This is a genomic window from Burkholderia sp. FW306-1C-G01B (genome assembly GCF_058781685.1).
In genome coordinates this window covers 50,931-67,086 of record NZ_JBYSWZ010000021.1, presented here as the reverse complement: position 1 = coordinate 67,086, position 16,156 = coordinate 50,931, and the positions used below count along the sequence as shown (strand labels likewise).

The 16,156-nt window shown below is 65.6% G+C and carries 16 protein-coding genes; 3 read left to right on the top strand and 13 right to left on the bottom strand.

Going from position 1 to position 16,156, the window contains the following annotated elements:
- The first annotated feature begins 145 nt into the window (after window positions 1–145).
- Entirely contained in the window at window positions 146–1,129 is a 984-nt protein-coding gene (locus AC3WLY_RS32040; RefSeq protein WP_072437103.1) for a DMT family transporter, read from the top strand.
- 70 nt (window positions 1,130–1,199) lie between these two features.
- Here AC3WLY_RS32040 and AC3WLY_RS32035 read toward each other — a convergent pair whose 3' ends face one another.
- Together AC3WLY_RS32035 and AC3WLY_RS32030 are read right to left on the bottom strand one after the other, a co-directional pair.
- Window positions 1,200–1,523: an RnfH family protein gene (locus AC3WLY_RS32035; RefSeq protein WP_034181131.1), complete on the bottom strand. Its 324-nt coding sequence runs from the start codon at window positions 1,521–1,523 to the stop codon at window positions 1,200–1,202.
- 4 nt (window positions 1,524–1,527) lie between these two features.
- Complete coding sequence (locus tag AC3WLY_RS32030; protein ID WP_034181130.1) at window positions 1,528–1,965, bottom strand: type II toxin-antitoxin system RatA family toxin; 438 nt, start codon at window positions 1,963–1,965, stop codon at window positions 1,528–1,530.
- Window positions 1,966–2,063: 98 nt separating this feature from the next.
- Between AC3WLY_RS32030 and smpB the strand changes: the two genes are divergently transcribed.
- Complete coding sequence (gene smpB, locus AC3WLY_RS32025) at window positions 2,064–2,510, top strand: SsrA-binding protein SmpB (protein WP_006478511.1); 447 nt, start codon at window positions 2,064–2,066, stop codon at window positions 2,508–2,510.
- Window positions 2,511–2,750: 240 nt separating this feature from the next.
- Here the strand turns inward: smpB and AC3WLY_RS32020 are convergent, their stop codons facing one another.
- The 3 genes from AC3WLY_RS32020 to ppsA form a co-directional block, all read right to left on the bottom strand.
- On the bottom strand, window positions 2,751–3,686 hold the full coding sequence (locus AC3WLY_RS32020; protein ID WP_069745079.1) for an SPFH domain-containing protein: 936 nt from the start codon (window positions 3,684–3,686) through the stop codon (window positions 2,751–2,753).
- A 33-nt stretch (window positions 3,687–3,719) separates the two neighbouring features.
- Window positions 3,720–4,154, bottom strand: coding sequence for an NfeD family protein (locus AC3WLY_RS32015; RefSeq protein ID WP_034181127.1), 435 nt, complete (start codon window positions 4,152–4,154; stop codon window positions 3,720–3,722).
- 255 nt (window positions 4,155–4,409) lie between these two features.
- Entirely contained in the window at window positions 4,410–6,809 is a 2,400-nt protein-coding gene (ppsA, locus tag AC3WLY_RS32010; RefSeq protein WP_175961126.1) for a phosphoenolpyruvate synthase, read from the bottom strand.
- A gap of 377 nt (window positions 6,810–7,186) precedes the next feature.
- Between ppsA and ppsR the strand changes: the two genes are divergently transcribed.
- Window positions 7,187–8,002, top strand: a complete 816-nt coding sequence (gene ppsR / locus AC3WLY_RS32005; protein WP_034181125.1) for a posphoenolpyruvate synthetase regulatory kinase/phosphorylase PpsR — start codon at window positions 7,187–7,189, stop codon at window positions 8,000–8,002.
- A 100-nt stretch (window positions 8,003–8,102) separates the two neighbouring features.
- Here ppsR and AC3WLY_RS32000 read toward each other — a convergent pair whose 3' ends face one another.
- The 8 genes from AC3WLY_RS32000 to bamA all read right to left on the bottom strand — a co-directional run bounded on the left by AC3WLY_RS32000 (window position 8,103) and on the right by bamA (window position 16,107).
- On the bottom strand, window positions 8,103–8,885 hold the full coding sequence (locus AC3WLY_RS32000; RefSeq protein WP_310143292.1) for a TrmH family RNA methyltransferase: 783 nt from the start codon (window positions 8,883–8,885) through the stop codon (window positions 8,103–8,105).
- Window positions 8,882–9,526 carry a ribonuclease HII gene (rnhB, locus tag AC3WLY_RS31995; protein ID WP_175961129.1) on the bottom strand — a complete coding sequence of 215 codons (645 nt, stop codon included), beginning with the start codon at window positions 9,524–9,526 and terminating at the stop codon, window positions 8,882–8,884. The genes AC3WLY_RS32000 and rnhB overlap by 4 nt, the downstream gene beginning before the upstream one ends.
- On the bottom strand, window positions 9,523–10,692 hold the full coding sequence (gene lpxB, locus AC3WLY_RS31990) for a lipid-A-disaccharide synthase (RefSeq protein WP_072437096.1): 1,170 nt from the start codon (window positions 10,690–10,692) through the stop codon (window positions 9,523–9,525). The genes rnhB and lpxB overlap by 4 nt, the downstream gene beginning before the upstream one ends.
- 3 nt (window positions 10,693–10,695) lie before the next feature.
- Complete coding sequence (gene lpxA, locus AC3WLY_RS31985) at window positions 10,696–11,484, bottom strand: acyl-ACP--UDP-N-acetylglucosamine O-acyltransferase (protein WP_175961132.1); 789 nt, start codon at window positions 11,482–11,484, stop codon at window positions 10,696–10,698.
- Between the two features lie 58 nt (window positions 11,485–11,542).
- Window positions 11,543–12,010 carry a 3-hydroxyacyl-ACP dehydratase FabZ gene (fabZ, locus tag AC3WLY_RS31980; protein ID WP_006495559.1) on the bottom strand — a complete coding sequence of 156 codons (468 nt, stop codon included), beginning with the start codon at window positions 12,008–12,010 and terminating at the stop codon, window positions 11,543–11,545.
- A 129-nt stretch (window positions 12,011–12,139) separates the two neighbouring features.
- Entirely contained in the window at window positions 12,140–13,219 is a 1,080-nt protein-coding gene (gene lpxD, locus AC3WLY_RS31975; protein ID WP_175961133.1) for a UDP-3-O-(3-hydroxymyristoyl)glucosamine N-acyltransferase, read from the bottom strand.
- 16 nt (window positions 13,220–13,235) lie between these two features.
- Entirely contained in the window at window positions 13,236–13,733 is a 498-nt protein-coding gene (locus AC3WLY_RS31970) for an OmpH/Skp family outer membrane protein (RefSeq protein ID WP_034184747.1), read from the bottom strand.
- 64 nt (window positions 13,734–13,797) lie between these two features.
- Entirely contained in the window at window positions 13,798–16,107 is a 2,310-nt protein-coding gene (gene bamA, locus AC3WLY_RS31965) for an outer membrane protein assembly factor BamA (protein WP_083533996.1), read from the bottom strand.
- Window positions 16,108–16,156: the final 49 nt, after the last annotated feature.

Below are 16,156 nucleotides of genomic sequence, written 5' to 3'. Positions count from 1 at the left end.
CCTCGATAACCAGGAACGGATCGCGACCGCTCCGTCGCACGGCACGTCGAACCCCCGCCGTGCCCCGAGTGCAGGAATGAACAAGACGCCGCCGAACCGGCGTCGCTAAGATGCGCGCTCGTCAGTCATGTGTTCGGAGCGGTCGATGCGGCGCGGTGTGGTCTATGGTGTCCTGGCAGGTGCCCTGTGGGGCATGGTGTTTCTCGTTCCGCGGCTGCTGACCGACTTCTCGCCGCTGCTGCTGAGCGCCGGCCGCTACGCGATGTATGGCGTCGTGTCACTCGCGGCCGCGCTGCCGGCCGCCCGCTCGCTGCTCGCGCGGCTGACCCGCGAAGATCTCGTCGCGCTCGTGAAGCTCGCGGTCGTCGGCAACGTCGCGTACTACATGCTGCTGTCCGGCGCCGTGCACCTGATCGGCATCGCGCCCAGTTCGCTGATCGTCGGCGTGCTGCCCGTCACCGTCACGCTCGCGGGCATCGGCGACCACGGCGCCGTGCCGCTGCGGCGGCTTGCCGTCCCGCTCGCACTGGTGATCGCGGGCATCGCTTGCATCAATGTCGACCTGTTCACGTCCGAGGCCGCGCACGCGACGACGCTCGGCCAGAAGCTCGCGGGCATCGCCTGCGCGGCCGGCGCGCTCGCGAGCTGGACCTGGTACGCGGTCGCGAACACGCGCTACCTGCAGCGCCATCATCATTTCGGCGGCAACGAATGGTCGGTGCTGTGGGGTGTCGTGACGGGCCTGATCGGCGCGCTCTGCTGGATCGCGATCCTCGCTCTGCCGGCCGGCACGGTGCAGGCGGCCGTCCCGGCGTCGCGCTGGCAACTGTTCTGGCTGCTGAATCTCGTGCTCGCGATCGGCGCGTCATGGCTCGGCAACGGGCTGTGGAATGCGGCGTCGAAGCGGTTGCCGCTCACGCTGTCGGGTCAGTTGATCGTGTTCGAAACCGTGTTCGCGATGCTTTACGCGTTCGCCTACGACCAGCGGATGCCGCACGCGCTCGAGATCGCCGCGCTCGTGCTGCTGCTCGCAGGCGTGTACGGCTCGGTGCGACAGCACGACGACACGCCCGCCGGCGGAGATACGCCGGGCAGCGCGTCGGTCAACGCGAACGCCGCGGCCCACTGAGCGCCGCGGCGTTTGATCAGACGAATCGGAGCGGAAGGAGCGGAAGGAGCGAATGAAGCGGAATCGCGCGTCAGCGCGCGTCCTTGTGCATCCACTTGCGGCCCTCGATCGAGCCGGCGCGGCGGGACTTGTCGACGCGCCGCTGGCGCGCCAGCTTCGGATCGACAATCAGCGGGCGGTAGATCTCGACGCGATCGTGGTCGGCGAGCGGCGCGTCGAGCGGCGCGAGCTTGCCGTACACGCCCGTCTTCGCTTGCGCGAGGTCGATCTCCGGGTGCAGCGCGAGCACGCCGCTCGCGTCGATCGCCGAGCGAACGGTCGCACCTTCGGGCAGCGACACCCGAATCAGCGTCTGGCGGTCCGGCAGCGCATAGCAGACTTCGATCGACAGCATCGCGTCACCCCTTTCCGTAGCGCTGGTCCGCGCGCTTCACGAACGAATCGACGAACGTGTTCGCGATGTGGCTGAACACCGGCCCGATGATTTTCTCGAGCAGGATGCTCGAAAACTCGTAGTGCAGCGCGAATTCGATCTTGCACGCATCGGCGCGCAGCGCGGTGAAGCGCCACGAGCCCGTGAACTTCTTGAACGGGCCGTCCGTGAACTCCATGTCGATCCGCGTCGGACGCTGCTGCGTGTTGCGCGTCGCGAAATGCTGCTTGATGCCCTTGAAGTTGATATCGATGCGCGCTTCCATCCCGCTGTCGTCCTGACGGCGAATCTCGACGCCGCCGCACCAGGGCAGGAAATTGGGGTAATCGGCCACGTCGGTGACGAGGTCGAACATCTGTTCCGCCGAATGACGGATCAATACGGTTTTCTGGACATCTGCCATAAATCGCGCGGCATCGCTCAAGGTGGGAACGCAAGCCGGGCGATTCTCGCCCCGCTTTGCTAAAATCGTGATTTTAAACGAGTTGGCCCAATCCTTTCATGAGCATCATCGACAACAGGAAGGCGCACTTCGATTATCACATCGAGGAACGCTACGAGGCGGGGCTCGTGCTGGAGGGCTGGGAAGTCAAGGCGCTGCGCGCCGGGCGCGGCCAGATCAAGGAAGGCTACGTCGTGGTGAAGAACGCCGAGATCTTCCTGATCGGCACCCATATCAGCCCGCTGCCCGAAGCCTCGACGCACATCAAGCCGGACCCGGTTCGCACGCGCAAGCTGCTGCTGCACCGTGAGGAAATCAAGAAACTGATCGGCAAGGTCGAGCAGCGCGGCTACACGCTCGTGCCGCTGAACTTCCACTACAAGGGCGGCCGCGTGAAGTGCGACATCGCGCTCGCAAAGGGCAAGAAGCTGCACGACAAGCGCGAAACCGAGAAGAAGCGCGACTGGGAACGCGAGAAGGCGCGCATCATGCGCGCCGGCACCTGACGCGCGCGACGCGCATCGCAATCGACACGGCCCGTTCGAAGCGGGCCGTGTTGCTTTGTAAAGCGTGATTCGCACATATCGGCGACCGGACGCGGGCGGCGGGATTCCGGATGCCGCGCCGGTTCGGTTGACGATACGGGCCGGCCGGCAACCGACGGACATCATCCGGGCCGCCCGGCTGCGCGACGATTCGCCGCATGCCGATCGCACCCGGCGGTCGCCTGCGCGTCAGGCTCCCGCTCAGCCCTTCCCGCCCGCGGCCGGCGACGCGTTCTTGACGATCGACATCGCCGATGCGATCGCACTGCCGAGATCCGACAGGTTCGACGGCACGATCAGCGTATTGCCCTGCTTCGCGAGATTCGAGAATGCGCCGACATACTGCTCGGCGACCTTCAGATTCACCGCGTCCATCCCGCCCTGCGACTGAATCGCGCTCGCGATCTTCTGGATCGCCTGCGCGTTCGCCTCGGCCACCGCGAGAATCGCGGCCGCCTCGCCCTGCGCCTGGTTGATCGCGGCCTGCCGCTCGCCTTCGGACTTCTGGATCGCCGCCTCGCGCGCGCCCGACGCGAGGTTGATCTGCTCCTGCTTGCGGCCTTCGGACGCGGCGATCAGCGCGCGCTTCTCGCGCTCGGCGGTGATCTGTGCCTGCATCGCGTGCAGAATCTCCTTCGGCGGCGTCAGGTCCTTGATCTCGTAGCGCAGCACTTTCACGCCCCAGTTCGCCGCGGCCTCGTCGAGCGCCGACACGATGCTGTGGTTGATAAAGTCGCGCTCCTCGAAGGTCTTGTCGAGCTCCAGCTTGCCGATTACCGAGCGCAGCATCGTTTGCGACAACTGCGTGATCGCGAGCACGAAGTTGCTCGACCCGTACGACGCCTTCATCGGGTCCATCACCTGGAAATACAACACGCCGTCGACCTGAAGCTGCGTATTGTCGCGCGTGATGCAGATCTGGCTCGGCACGTCGAGCGGAATTTCCTTCAGCACGTGCCGGTACGCGATGCGATCGACGAACGGCAGCACGATATTGAGACCGGGCGACAGCGTCGCGTGATAGCGGCCGAAGCGCTCGAGCACCCACGCATGCTGCTGCGGCACGATCTTCACCGTCTTCGACACGATCACGATCGCGATGACGAGCAGGACAACCCAGATGATCAGCGAATCCATGAACTATTCCCTCCTTGTTGTATCGGCGGACAATCAGCCCGCGGGTTTCGCCACGACCACGAGACAGTTGCCGCGCACGGCGCTTACCTGATACACGTGCGCATCGTCGCGCTCGCCGTTCGCGAGCTCGACGTCCCAGTCGGCGCCGCGATACTGCACGCGCGCACGACCGTCACGCCACGCGTCGACCGTGACGGTCGCACCGATATCGAGATTGACGTCGGGATTCGTCGACGTGTCACGCTTCTGCTTGCGGCCGAGCCCCGAACGGCGCAGCACGATCATCGCGACGATCGCGACCACGGCCGCCGCGCCGAACTGCACGTGCGGCGCGAAACCCGCCAGTTGCAGCAACCCGCCCGCGAGAAAGCCGAGCGCGATCATCAGCAGATAGAACGTGCCCGTCAGCAACTCGGCCACGACCAGCACACCCACCGCGACCCACCAGAACAGATGCCCCGACATCATTGTGGTCTCCAGAAAACGCCCCCACGCTCACTTGCGTTGCATGGGACCGGAGTACGCGCTGAAGCGCTACTCCGGATCGACACGCTCACCGCCCCCCCCGAGGGGGCGGTCGGCACGCTTGGGGCGTGCCCGGCGCGTCCCGACAAACAAAAACACCCCGGCGCCTACCGGGGTGTTTATAGCATGAACCTTGCATTTTGCCTTCAACGAAAGCGCGGCGGACCCGCGCTTTCGCCGAAGGTGCGTTACCGGCCGTTACTTCCGGTTGGCGAGCGCCTGCCACGTATCGATGATCGTGTCCGGGTTCAGCGAGATCGACGCGATGCCTTCGTCGGCCAGCCATTGCGCGAAGTCCGGGTGATCGGACGGGCCCTGGCCGCAGATGCCGACGTACTTGCCCATCTTGCGGCAGGTATCGATCGCACGCTTCAGCAGGAACTTGACGGCCGGATCGCGTTCGTCGAAGTCGACCGCCAGCAGTTCCATGCCCGAGTCGCGGTCGAGGCCGAGCGTGAGCTGCGTGAGGTCGTTCGAGCCGATCGAGAAACCGTCGAAGTGCTGCAGGAAGTCTTCGGCGAGGATCGCGTTGGTCGGGACTTCGCACATCATCACGAGGCGCAGGCCGTTGTCGCCGCGCTTCAGGCCGAACTTCTCGAGCAGGCCGACGACACGTTCCGCCTGCTTCACGGTACGCACGAACGGCACCATGATCTCGACGTTGGTCAGGCCCATCTCGTCGCGCACGCGCTTCAATGCACGGCACTCCATCTCGAACGCCGGTGCGAAGTCTTCAGCGATGTAGCGCGACGCGCCGCGGAAGCCCAGCATCGGGTTTTCCTCGTCCGGCTCGTAACGCGAACCGCCGATCAGCTTCTTGTACTCGTTCGACTTGAAGTCGGACAGGCGCACGATCACAGGCTTCGGATAGAACGCCGCGGCGATCGTCGCGACACCTTCCGTCAGCTTGTCGACGTAGAACTGACGCGGCGACGCGTGGCCGCGCGCGACGCTCTCGACGGCCTTCTTCAAGTCCTGGTCGATGTTCGGGTACTCGAGAATCGCCTTCGGGTGAACGCCGATGTTGTTGTTGATGATGAACTCGAGACGCGCGAGGCCCACGCCGCCGTTCGGCAGCTGCGAGAAGTCGAACGCGAGCTGCGGGTTGCCGACGTTCATCATGATCTTGACCGGGATTTCCGGCAGTTCGCCGCGCTGCACTTCCGTGACTTCCGTCTCGAGCAGGCCGTCGTAGATCTTGCCTTCGTCGCCTTCCGCGCACGACACGGTGACGAGCGCGCCGTCCTTCAGCACGTCGGTTGCGTCGCCGCAGCCGACGACCGCCGGCACGCCGAGCTCACGCGCGATGATCGCCGCGTGGCAGGTCCGGCCGCCACGGTTCGTGACGATCGCGGCTGCACGCTTCATCACCGGCTCCCAGTTCGGGTCGGTCATGTCGGCAACCAGCACGTCGCCCGGCTGCACGCGTTCCATTTCCGACGGATCCTGGATCACGCGCACGCGACCCGCGCCGATCTTCTGGCCGATCGCGCGGCCCGTCGCGAGAACCTGCGACTGGCCCTTCAGCTTGAAGCGCTGCTCGGCCTTGCCGCTCGCCTGGCTCTTCACCGTTTCCGGGCGTGCCTGCAGGATGAAGATCTTGCCGTCGCGGCCGTCCTTGCCCCACTCGATGTCCATCGGACGCTGGTAGTGCTTCTCGATGATGACCGCGTACTTCGCCAGCTCGATCACGTCCTCGTCGGTGATCGAGTAGCGGTTGCGCTGCTCGTGCGACACGTCGACCGTCTTCACGCGGCCCGGCTCGCCCGGCTGCGTGAATTCCATCTTGATCAGCTTCGAGCCGATCGAGCGGCGGATGATCGGGTATTTGTCCTGGGCGAGCGTCGTCTTGAACACATAGAACTCGTCCGGGTTCACCGCGCCCTGCACGACGGTTTCGCCCAGGCCGTAGCTCGACGTGATGAACACGGCGTCCTTGAAGCCCGATTCGGTGTCGATCGTGAACATCACGCCGGCGGCGCCGACGTCCGAGCGGACCATGCGCTGCACGCCGGCCGACAGAGCGACCTCGGCGTGCGTGAAGCCCTTGTGCACGCGGTACGAGATCGCGCGGTCGTTATACAGCGACGCGAACACGTGCTTCATGCGGTCGAGCACGTCTTCGATGCCGACGACGTTCAGGTACGACTCCTGCTGGCCGGCGAACGATGCGTCGGGCAGGTCTTCCGCGGTCGCGGACGAGCGCACGGCGAACGACAGCTCGCCCGGCGAGCCGTTCTTCAGGACTTCGAACTGCGCGCGGATTTCCTGCTCGAGGCGCGCCTGCATCGGCGCGTCGACGATCCACTTGCGGATTTCGGCACCGGCTTCGGCGAGCGCCTTCACGTCGTCGATGTCGAGCGACTCGAGACGCTTGGCGATGCGGTCGGTAAGGTCGTTGTGCGTGAGGAAATCGCGGAAGGCGAGCGCGGTCGTGGCGAAACCGGTGGGCACGCGAACGCCAGCTTCGGAAAGCTGGCTGATCATCTCGCCGAGCGACGCATTCTTGCCGCCGACGATCTCCACATCGGTCATCCGCAACTGCTCGAACGGAATTACATACGCCTGGTCCTTTGCGACGTTTGCTGCGTTAGTCATACAAGCCCCTAAGTGTGAAAAAAATGCTCGATCGCGCAAGTGGGCTTGGACGCGGGCGCTTGCAAAAAGGCGCGGCGCGTCTTGCGCAACCTGTTAGATAAACAATCGCAGCGGCGGAAAACCTTCCGACCCGATTTGCAAAAATCCCGGCAGAAGGGCGATATTTGCAGACAAATCGCCAAACTTGCCGGGAATTTTGGAATCGCGCGGCCGGGCCACGAGCGCCGTTCGCGCGCTGCCCCCGCAATTGCTTATCCAACAGGTTGCCGCTATTCTACCGTGCCGGCTGCCGGATGTGGCGCGACCTTGTCACTGTGTCTGGAGGCGAACCTCCAGCCGCCCCGTGCAACCGCCCTTCACGTTCGACGCCCAGATTCATGCTGCCTACCGTTTTCATCGTCTCCGACGGCACCGGGATTACTGCCGAAACCTTCGCGCATTCGATCCTCTCCCAGTTCGACCAGAAATTCCGTCTCGTGCGCGTGCCGTTCGTCGACTCGCTCGACAAGGCCTATGCGACCGTCGAGAAGATCAACGAGGCCGCCGTGCACGACGGCCGCCGCGCGATCGTGTTCACGACGCTCGTCGACAGCGAGTCGAACGACATCGTCAAGCGCTCGAACGCGCTCGTGCTCGACATGTTCCAGCGCTTCGTCGAGCCGCTCGAGCAGGAGCTGGAGCTCAAGTCGAGCCACGCGATGGGCCGCGGCCACCAGAACGCGGACACCGAGGAATACAAGACGCGGATCGAGGCGATCAACTTCTCGCTCGCGCACGACGACGGCCAGTCGAACCGCAACCTGTCGGAGGCCGACGTGATCCTCGTCGGCGTGTCGCGCAGCGGCAAGACGCCGACGAGCCTGTATCTCGCGATGCAGTACGGCGTGAAGGCCGCGAACTATCCGCTGATTCCGGAAGACTTCGAACGCGGCAAGCTGCCGTCGGCGCTCTCCGCGCACCGCGAAAAGCTGTTCGGGCTGTCGATCGACCCGCAGCGCCTGTCCGAGATCCGTAACGAGCGGCGGCCGGGCAGCAAGTACGCGGCGCCCGAGAACTGCCGCTTCGAGATCAACGAGGCCGAAGCGATGATGCGTCGCGAAGGGATCAAGTGGCTGTCGTCGACGCACAAGTCGATCGAGGAAATCGCGACGACGATCCTGCAGGAAATCCGCCTCGACCGGCAGTCGTACTGAGCGCCGGCGCGCTTGCGGCCGCTCGGCCGCCGCCGGAAAAACAAAAAGGCCGCGTCGAACGCGGCCTTTTTCGTGGTGCGGGGAATGCTTGCGTGGGGCGTCACGCAGGCCGCTGCTGTCGCACCTGCTCGAACAGGCAGACCGCCGCTGCTGCCGCAACATTCAGCGACTCCATCCCGCCCGGCTGCGGAATCGTCACGCGATGCGTGGCCGCATCGCGCCAGAACGCCGATACGCCGGCGCCCTCGTTGCCGAACACCCATGCGACGGGCCCCGACAGGTCGCAGTCGTAGAGCGCCTGCGCGCCATGCGAATCGGTCAGCGCGACCGGCACGTCGAGGCGTTCGGCGAGCGCCGCGGCGTCAACGTCCTCGTGGATCGACAGCAGGAAATGCGCGCCCATGCCCGAGCGCAGCACCTTCGACGACCACGCGTAGGCCGTGCCCGGCGCACAGAACACATGGCGCACACCGGCGGCCGCGGCGCTGCGCAGGATCGAGCCGACGTTGCCGGCGTCCTGCACGCCGTCGAGCACGACCGACGTGTGCGTCACGCGCTCAGGCAGCGGTTGCGCCGGCCGGTCGGCGAGCAGCAGGAACCCGACGCCGTTGACGACGTTCGACAACTGCCCGAACAGCGCATCGGGCAGCATGACGACACGCTGCGCGTCGATGCGCGCGACGATCGCCTGCGCCTCGGCGTGGCCGAGCGCGCCTTCGGTCGCCACGCACAGCTCGGGCGTCGCACCCGTATCGAGGTACGCGCTCGCGAGATGGAATCCTTCGAGCAGCGCCTGGCCGCCGCGGCGCTGATGGTGCGTCGAACCCGCGAGCGCCTTCAGGCGCTTGTACAGCGGGTTGTCACGGGAAGTAATGCTTTTCATCGAATCAGGTCGAGTGCCGCCCGGACCGGCGCGAACGAGCGCCGGTGCGCTTCGCACGGGCCGTGCTCGCGCAGCGCGGCAAGGTGTTTCGCGGTGCCGTAACCCGCATGCATGTTGAAACCGTACACCGGGAAGCGTTCGTGCAGGTCGACGAGCATGCGGTCGCGCGTGACCTTCGCGAGGATCGACGCGGCCGAGATGCTCGGTACGAGCGCATCGCCGCTGACGATCGCCTCGGCACGCACCGTCAGCGTCGGGCAGCGGTTGCCGTCGATCTGCGCGAGCGTCGGCAGGACCGACAGGCCTTCGACGGCCCGCTTCATCGCAAGCATCGTTGCGTGCAGGATGTTCAGCGTATCGATTTCGTCGACGCTTGCCGACGCAACGCAATACGCGCGCGAACGCGCGACGATCAGGTCGTACAGCACGTCGCGCTTCTTCGCGGACAGCGCCTTCGAATCGTCGAGCCCGTCGATCGGCTGCGCCGGATCGAGAATCACCGCCGCGGCCACCACCGGCCCCGCGAGCGGGCCGCGGCCGGCTTCGTCGACACCGCAGACGATCTCGTCGGGCCGGCTGAAGTCGAAGCCGCCCTGCACGTCGCTCGACGCGCGGCGGCGCGGTGCACGTACTGCCGTCATGCGCGCCCCTTGCGTTGTTCGAGCACGCGCACGACCGCTTCGGCCGCCTTCGCGGCCGTGTTCTGCCGCAGCGAAAGATGCATTTCGGTAAACACGTCGGTCAGCGTGCGGCGGTTCGCGTCGTCGCGCAGCTGCGTGAGCGTCGCATCGGCGAGCGCCTCGGGCGTCGCGAAATGCTGCAGCAGCTCGGGCACGACGAAGCGCCCCGCCAGGATGTTCGGCAAGCCGACATACGGCAGGTAGCCCTGCCGGCGCATGATCTGCCCGGTCAGCCAGGGCACCTTGTACGAGATCACCATCGGCTTCTTCAGCAGCGCGGCTTCCAGCGTGACGGTGCCGCTCTTCACGAGGATCGCGTCGGCGGCCGTCATCGCGACCTGCGAGCGGCCATCGGTGATCGTCAGCGCGAGCTGCGGATGCGCGTCGACGAGCGGCTGCAGCAGCTCGCGCAGCGCGGGCGTCGCCGCCGGCATCACGAACCGCACGCCGGGCTCGCGCTGCTGCATCAGTGCCATCGCCGCGAAGAACGTCGGGCCGATCAGCGCAATCTCCGAGCGCCGGCTGCCCGGCAGCACCGCGATCACGGGACCGTCCGCGGGCAGGCCGAGCGCGATGCGCGCGCCGTGCGTGTCGGGCTCGAGCGGGATCTCGTCGGCCAGCGGATGGCCGACGTAGGTCGACGCGACGCCTGCCTTGTCGAGAATCGCCGGCTCGAACGGGAACAGGCACAGCATGTGATCGACGGACTTGGCGATCTTCTTGATCCGGCCGCCGCGCCATGCCCAGATCGACGGGCACACGAAGTGGATCGACGGGATGCCCGCGTCGCGCACGGCCTGTTCGACGCTGAAGTTGAAATCCGGCGCGTCGATGCCGATGAACGCGGCCGGCCGCTCCGCGAGCACCTGCCGCTTCAGCTCGCCGCGAATCCGCAGGATCTCGGGAATCTGGCCCAGCGCCTCGACATAACCGCGCACGGTCAGCTTGTCCATCTGCCAGTGCGAATCGAAGCCCTGCGCGATCATCCGCGGCCCGCCGATCCCGTAGTACTGAGCCGATTCGGGCAGCCGCTCGCGCAGCCCGCCGAGCAGCGACGCCGCGAGCAGGTCGCCCGATGGCTCGCCTGCCACCATCGCGAGCCGGAGCTGATTGGTCGGAAACGGCATCGCTTAGCGGATGATGCCGCGTTGCGACGCGTCGATGAACTCGACGAGCGCCTTCACCGGCGCATCGCCGTCGCCGCCCGCCTCCGCCAGCTCGCGCAGCTGCACCTTCGCTTCCTCGAGCGACAGGCCGTTCTTGTACAGCAGGCGGTACGCGCTGCGCAGCGCCGAAATCGCGTCGGGCGAGAAACCGCGCCGGCGCAGCCCTTCGATGTTGATCCCGTGCGGCTCGGCCTTGTTGCCTGCCGCGATCACGAACGGCGGAATGTCCTGCACGAGCGCCGACGCGCCGCCCAGCATCGAGTGCGCACCGATGCGCACGAACTGGTGAACGCCCGACATCCCGCCGACGATCGCCCAGTCGCCGATCTCGACGTGGCCGGCCATCTGCGCGTTGCTCGACAGGATCACGTGGCTGCCGACGCTGCAGTCATGGCCGATATGCACATAGGCCATGATCCAGTTGTCGTCGCCGAGCGTCGTCACGCCGACGTCCTGCACCGTGCCCGTGTGGATCGTCGTGAATTCGCGGATCGTGTTGCGGTTGCCGATCACGAGCTTCGTCGGCTCGTCCTTGTACTTCATGTCCTGCGGACGGCCGCCGACCGATGCGTAATGGCCGATGCGATTGTCCTCGCCGAGCGTCGTGTGGCCTTCGATCACGCTGTGCGAGCCGATCGTCGTGCGCGCGCCGATCGTGACGTTCGGGCCGACGATCGCGTACGGGCCGATCTCGACCGATTCGTCGATCTGCGCGCCCGATTCGACAATCGCGGTGGGATGAATCCTGGTCATGCGCCGTTGCCTCTCGATGTGATGTGTCGCGTTGCGTTGCCCATGCGTGCCGCGTCGCTCAGGGCGCCGCGTCGGCCGTCTTGACCGTGCACATCAGTTCGGCTTCCGCCGCCACCTTGCCGTCCACTTCCGCCACCGCCTTGAACTTCCAGATGCCGCGGATGTAGCGTTCGAACGTCACGTTCAGAATCAGTTGGTCGCCCGGTTCGACCACGCGCTTGAAGCGCGCGCCGTCGATTCCGACGAAGTAATACAGCGTGTTCTCCGGATCCTTCGGCTGCTCTTCCGCGAAGGTCAGCAGCGCCGCGGCCTGCGCGAGCGCCTCGAGGATCAGCACGCCCGGCATCACCGGCCGCTTCGGGAAGTGCCCCTGGAAGAACGGCTCGTTGATCGACACGTTCTTCAGCGCTTTGATCCCTTTGTGCGGCTCGAGTTCGAGCACGCGATCGACGAGCAGAATCGGGTAGCGATGCGGCAGCAGCGTGAGGATCTTGTGGATGTCGAGATTGATTTTTTCAGTGCTCATGATGGTTCGTCTCACGCAGAGGCTGCGCGGTGGTGATGCAAAGGCTGAAGCGGGCCGCCATGCGGCCCAGTCTGACAAACCGGGCCGGTTGCGCTGGCCGTGCCCGGTCGGTGGTCTCGCATGGCGCGCTCAGGCGTCCGTGCCGCCCTGGGCGGCGAGCGCGGCTTCGAGCGCCTTGATGCGGTCGCGCAGCTTGTCGAGGTTGCGCACGAGCGCGGCGCTCTTGTTCCATTCGCCGTGGTCGACGGCCGGGAACGCGCTGGTATAGATGCCGGCCTTCGGCAGCGACTTCGATACGCCCGACTTCGCGGTGATGATGACGTAGTCGCCGAGCGTCACATGGCCGGCAATCCCGGCCGCGCCGCCGATCATGCAGTGGCGGCCGATCGTCGTGCTGCCCGCAATGCCCGCGCTGCCGGCGATCACGGTATAGGCGCCGATCCGGCAGTTGTGACCGATCTGCACCTGGTTGTCGATCTTCACGCATTCCTCGATGACGGTGTCCGCCATCGCGCCGCGATCGATCGTCGTGTTCGCGCCGATCTCGACGTCCGGGCCGATCGATACGCCGCCAACCTGCGGGATCTTGACCCAGCTGCCGGTGCGGGCGTCGCCGTCGCCGACGAAATCCGGCGCGAAGCCGAAGCCGTCGGAGCCGATCACCGCGCCCGCATGGACGATCGCGCGCGGTCCGACCTTGCAGCCGTGGTACACCGATGCGTTGGGATAAAGGTGCGAGCCTGCGCCGATCGTCGTGCCGCGGCCGACGAATACGTTCGCGTCGAGCTGCACGCCGTCCTCGATCACCGCGCCGGCCTCGACCGTCACGTGCGGGCCGATCACCGCGCTCGCGGCGACCTTCGCGGCCGGATCGATCGTCGCGCTCGGATGCACGCCGGCGGCGCGCGGCGGCGCGGCCAGGTCGATGAACATCTGCGCGACGCGCGCGAAGTACGCGTACGGATTCGGCGTCACGATGAAATTGCGACTGCTAGCGGCCGCGCCCAGCTTTTCCAGATCCTTCGGTGCGATCAGCACCGCGCCTGCGCGGGTCGACTCGACCTGCGACAGGTACTTCGGATTCGCGAGGAACGCGAGTTGCTGAGGGCCTGCCTGGTCGAGCGGTGCGAGCCCGCTCACCTTGCACTGTGCGTCGCCGGCGATCTCGCCGCCGAACCGCTTTACGAGTTCCTCAAGCGTCAATGCCATTCGTCGTCTGCTCCGTTCAGTTCGCCGAGCCGGACGCGAGCGCCTTGAGCACCTTGTCGGTGATGTCGATGCGCGGGCTGACGTACACGGCTTCCTGCACGATCAGGTCGTAGTTCTGCTGCTCGGCGATCTGCTTGATGACCTTGTTCGCTCGCTCCAGCACGGCCGCCAGTTCCTCGTTGCGACGCTGGTTCAGGTCTTCGCGGAACTCGCGCTGCTTGCGCTGGAAATCGGTGTCGAGCTGAGCGAGATCGCGCTGCTTCTGCGCGCGATCGGCCGCCGACAGCGACGTGCCGCCCTTGTCCAGCGAATCGGACATCGACTTCAGGCGCGCCGCCAGATCCTGCAGATCCTTGTCGCGCTTCGCGAACTCGGCTTCGAGCTTCGTCTGCGCCGCCTTCGCGGGCGCCGACTCGCGCAGGATCCGATCCGAATTGACCGCCGCGATGCGGGCGACGTCCTGTGCGTGAACCGTCGCCGCGCCCAGGGCCAGCGCAACGGTCAGCGCGCACATCACTCGTTTCGAAAACTTACCGGTTAGCAAAATTACCCTCTCGTTGCTGTTGTCATGCGTTCGGTCAGAACGCCGTCCCGATCTGGAACTGGAATTTCTGGTACTGGTCGCCTTCGTGCTTCTGCAGCGGGAAGCCAAGGCTCAGCTTCAGCGGGCCGATCGGCGAGATCCACGCGAGACCCACACCATAGCCGTAACGCAGGCCGTTGGCGCCCGTACTCGTGCCGCCCGGCGCGTTGCCCCACACGTTACCGCCGTCGAGGAACGTGAACACGCGCAGCGTGCGGTCATAGCCGGTGCCCGGCAGCGGGAACGTCAGCTCGATGTTGCCGACCAGCATCTTCGAACCGCCGATCGGATCGTTCGTCTTCGTGTCGCGCGGGCCCAGCGAGCTCGGCTCGTAGCCACGCACGGAGCCGATACCGCCCGCGTAGTAGTTCTTGAAGATCGGGTACGGGTTGCCGATACCGTTACCGTAGCCGCCCTGCAGGTTCAGGCCCAGGATGAAGCCGCGCGAGAACGAATAGTAGTACTGCGCCTGCAGGTCGGCCTTGTAGTACTGGATCTTGCCGACCGGCACGCCGTACTCCATGTTCGCCTGCGTGAAGTAACCGCGGCTCGGAATCAGCGCGCTGTCGCGCGCGTCGCGCGACCACGCGACGGTCAGCGGCACCGTGTTCGACACGCGGCCGAACTGGTTCACGTAATCCTGGTAGCTCTGCGGCGTGTTCGAATCGACGTCGAGGCGGTTCTGCTCGAAACCCGCGCCGAAGTAGACGGTGTCGACTTCCGAGAACGGGATGCCGAACTTCAGGTTGCCGCCCGCGCTGATGATCCGGAAGCTCGAGCTCGTCGAATAGTAGAGCGGCTGGTACGTCCGGTAGTAGACGTCCGTGATCCGCTTGATGCCGTCGACCGTGAAGTACGGGTCGACCTGCGTGACGGTCAGCGTGCGGTAGCTCTTCGCGGTGTTGACGTTCACCGACAGGCTGGTACCCGAACCGAACACGTTGTCCTGCGACACGCCGGCCGACAGCACGACCTTGTCCGTCGACGAGAAGCCGGCGCCCAGCGTGATCGCGCCGGTCGGCTTTTCGTCGACCTTCACGTTCACGTCGACCTGGTCGTTCGTGCCTTCGACCGGCACCGTCGTCACGTCGACGTTGGTGAAGTAACCGAGACGGTTCACGCGGTCCTTCGACAGCGCGAGGCGGTTCGAATCGAACCACGAGCTTTCGAGCTGGCGCATTTCGCGGCGCACCACTTCGTCGCGCGTGCGCGTGTTGCCGACGACGTTGATGCGGCGCACGTACACGCGGCGGCTCGGATCGACGACGAGGTTCAGGTTCACCTTGTGGTTCGCCTGGTCGATGTCCGGCTGCGCGTTGACGGCCGCGAATGCATAGCCGTATTCACCGAGCTTGTCGACGATCGACTTGGTGGTCTGCTGCAGCTTTTCGGCCGAGAAGCGGTCGCCCGGCTTGATCTTGATCAGCTTGTTGAGTTCGGCCTCGCGATCGAGCAGGTTGCCCGACAGCTTGATGCCCGACACCGTGTACGGCTCGCCTTCGTGCAGCGTGACCGTCAGGTACATGTCCTTCTTGTCGGGCGAGATCGACACCTGGGTCGACTCGATGTTGAACTCGAGGTAGCCGCGGTTCAGGTAGTACGAGCGCACGGCCTCGAGGTCGCCCGTCAGCTTTTCCTTCGAGTACAGGTCGTTCTTCGTGTACCAGGAGAACCAGTTCGGCGTCGACAGCTGCATCTCGTCGCGCAGCGTGCTCGTCTTGAACGCCTTGTTGCCGATGAAGTTGATCTGGCGGATCTTCGCGCTCGGGCCTTCGGCCACCGCGAACAGGATCGATACGCGGTTCGCGTCGACCGGCGTGACCGTCGTCTTGACTTCGGCCGCGTAGAAGCCGCGCGTCAGGTACTGGCGCTTGAGCTCCTGCTCCGCCTTGTCGACGAGCGCCTTGTCGTAGTAGCGGCCGTCGGCGAGACCGACGGCGCGCAGCGCCTTCGTCAGGTTGTCCTTGTCGAATTCCTTCGTGCCGGTGAAGTCGATCGACGCGATCGCCGGACGCTCCTGCACCTGCACGATCACGACGTTGCCCTGCGTGGCGATGCGCACGTCGTTGAAGAAGCCCGTCGCGTACAGCGCGCGGATTGCTTCGGATGCCTTGTCGTCCGTGAAGGTATCGCCCTGCTTGATCGGCAGATAGGCGAACACCGAACCCGCTTCGACGCGCTGCAGCCCCTCGATCTTGATGTCTTGCACCACGAACGGTGCCGCTGCATGCGCCGCAAGGCCGTGCGCGGCGAGCGCGGCCGCTGCAACTGTCTTAGGTACAAAGCGATGAGGTTTGAACAACATGCATCCCCAATATTTAAGCTGCATCAAATCGGGCGACTGCCCAGCGGCG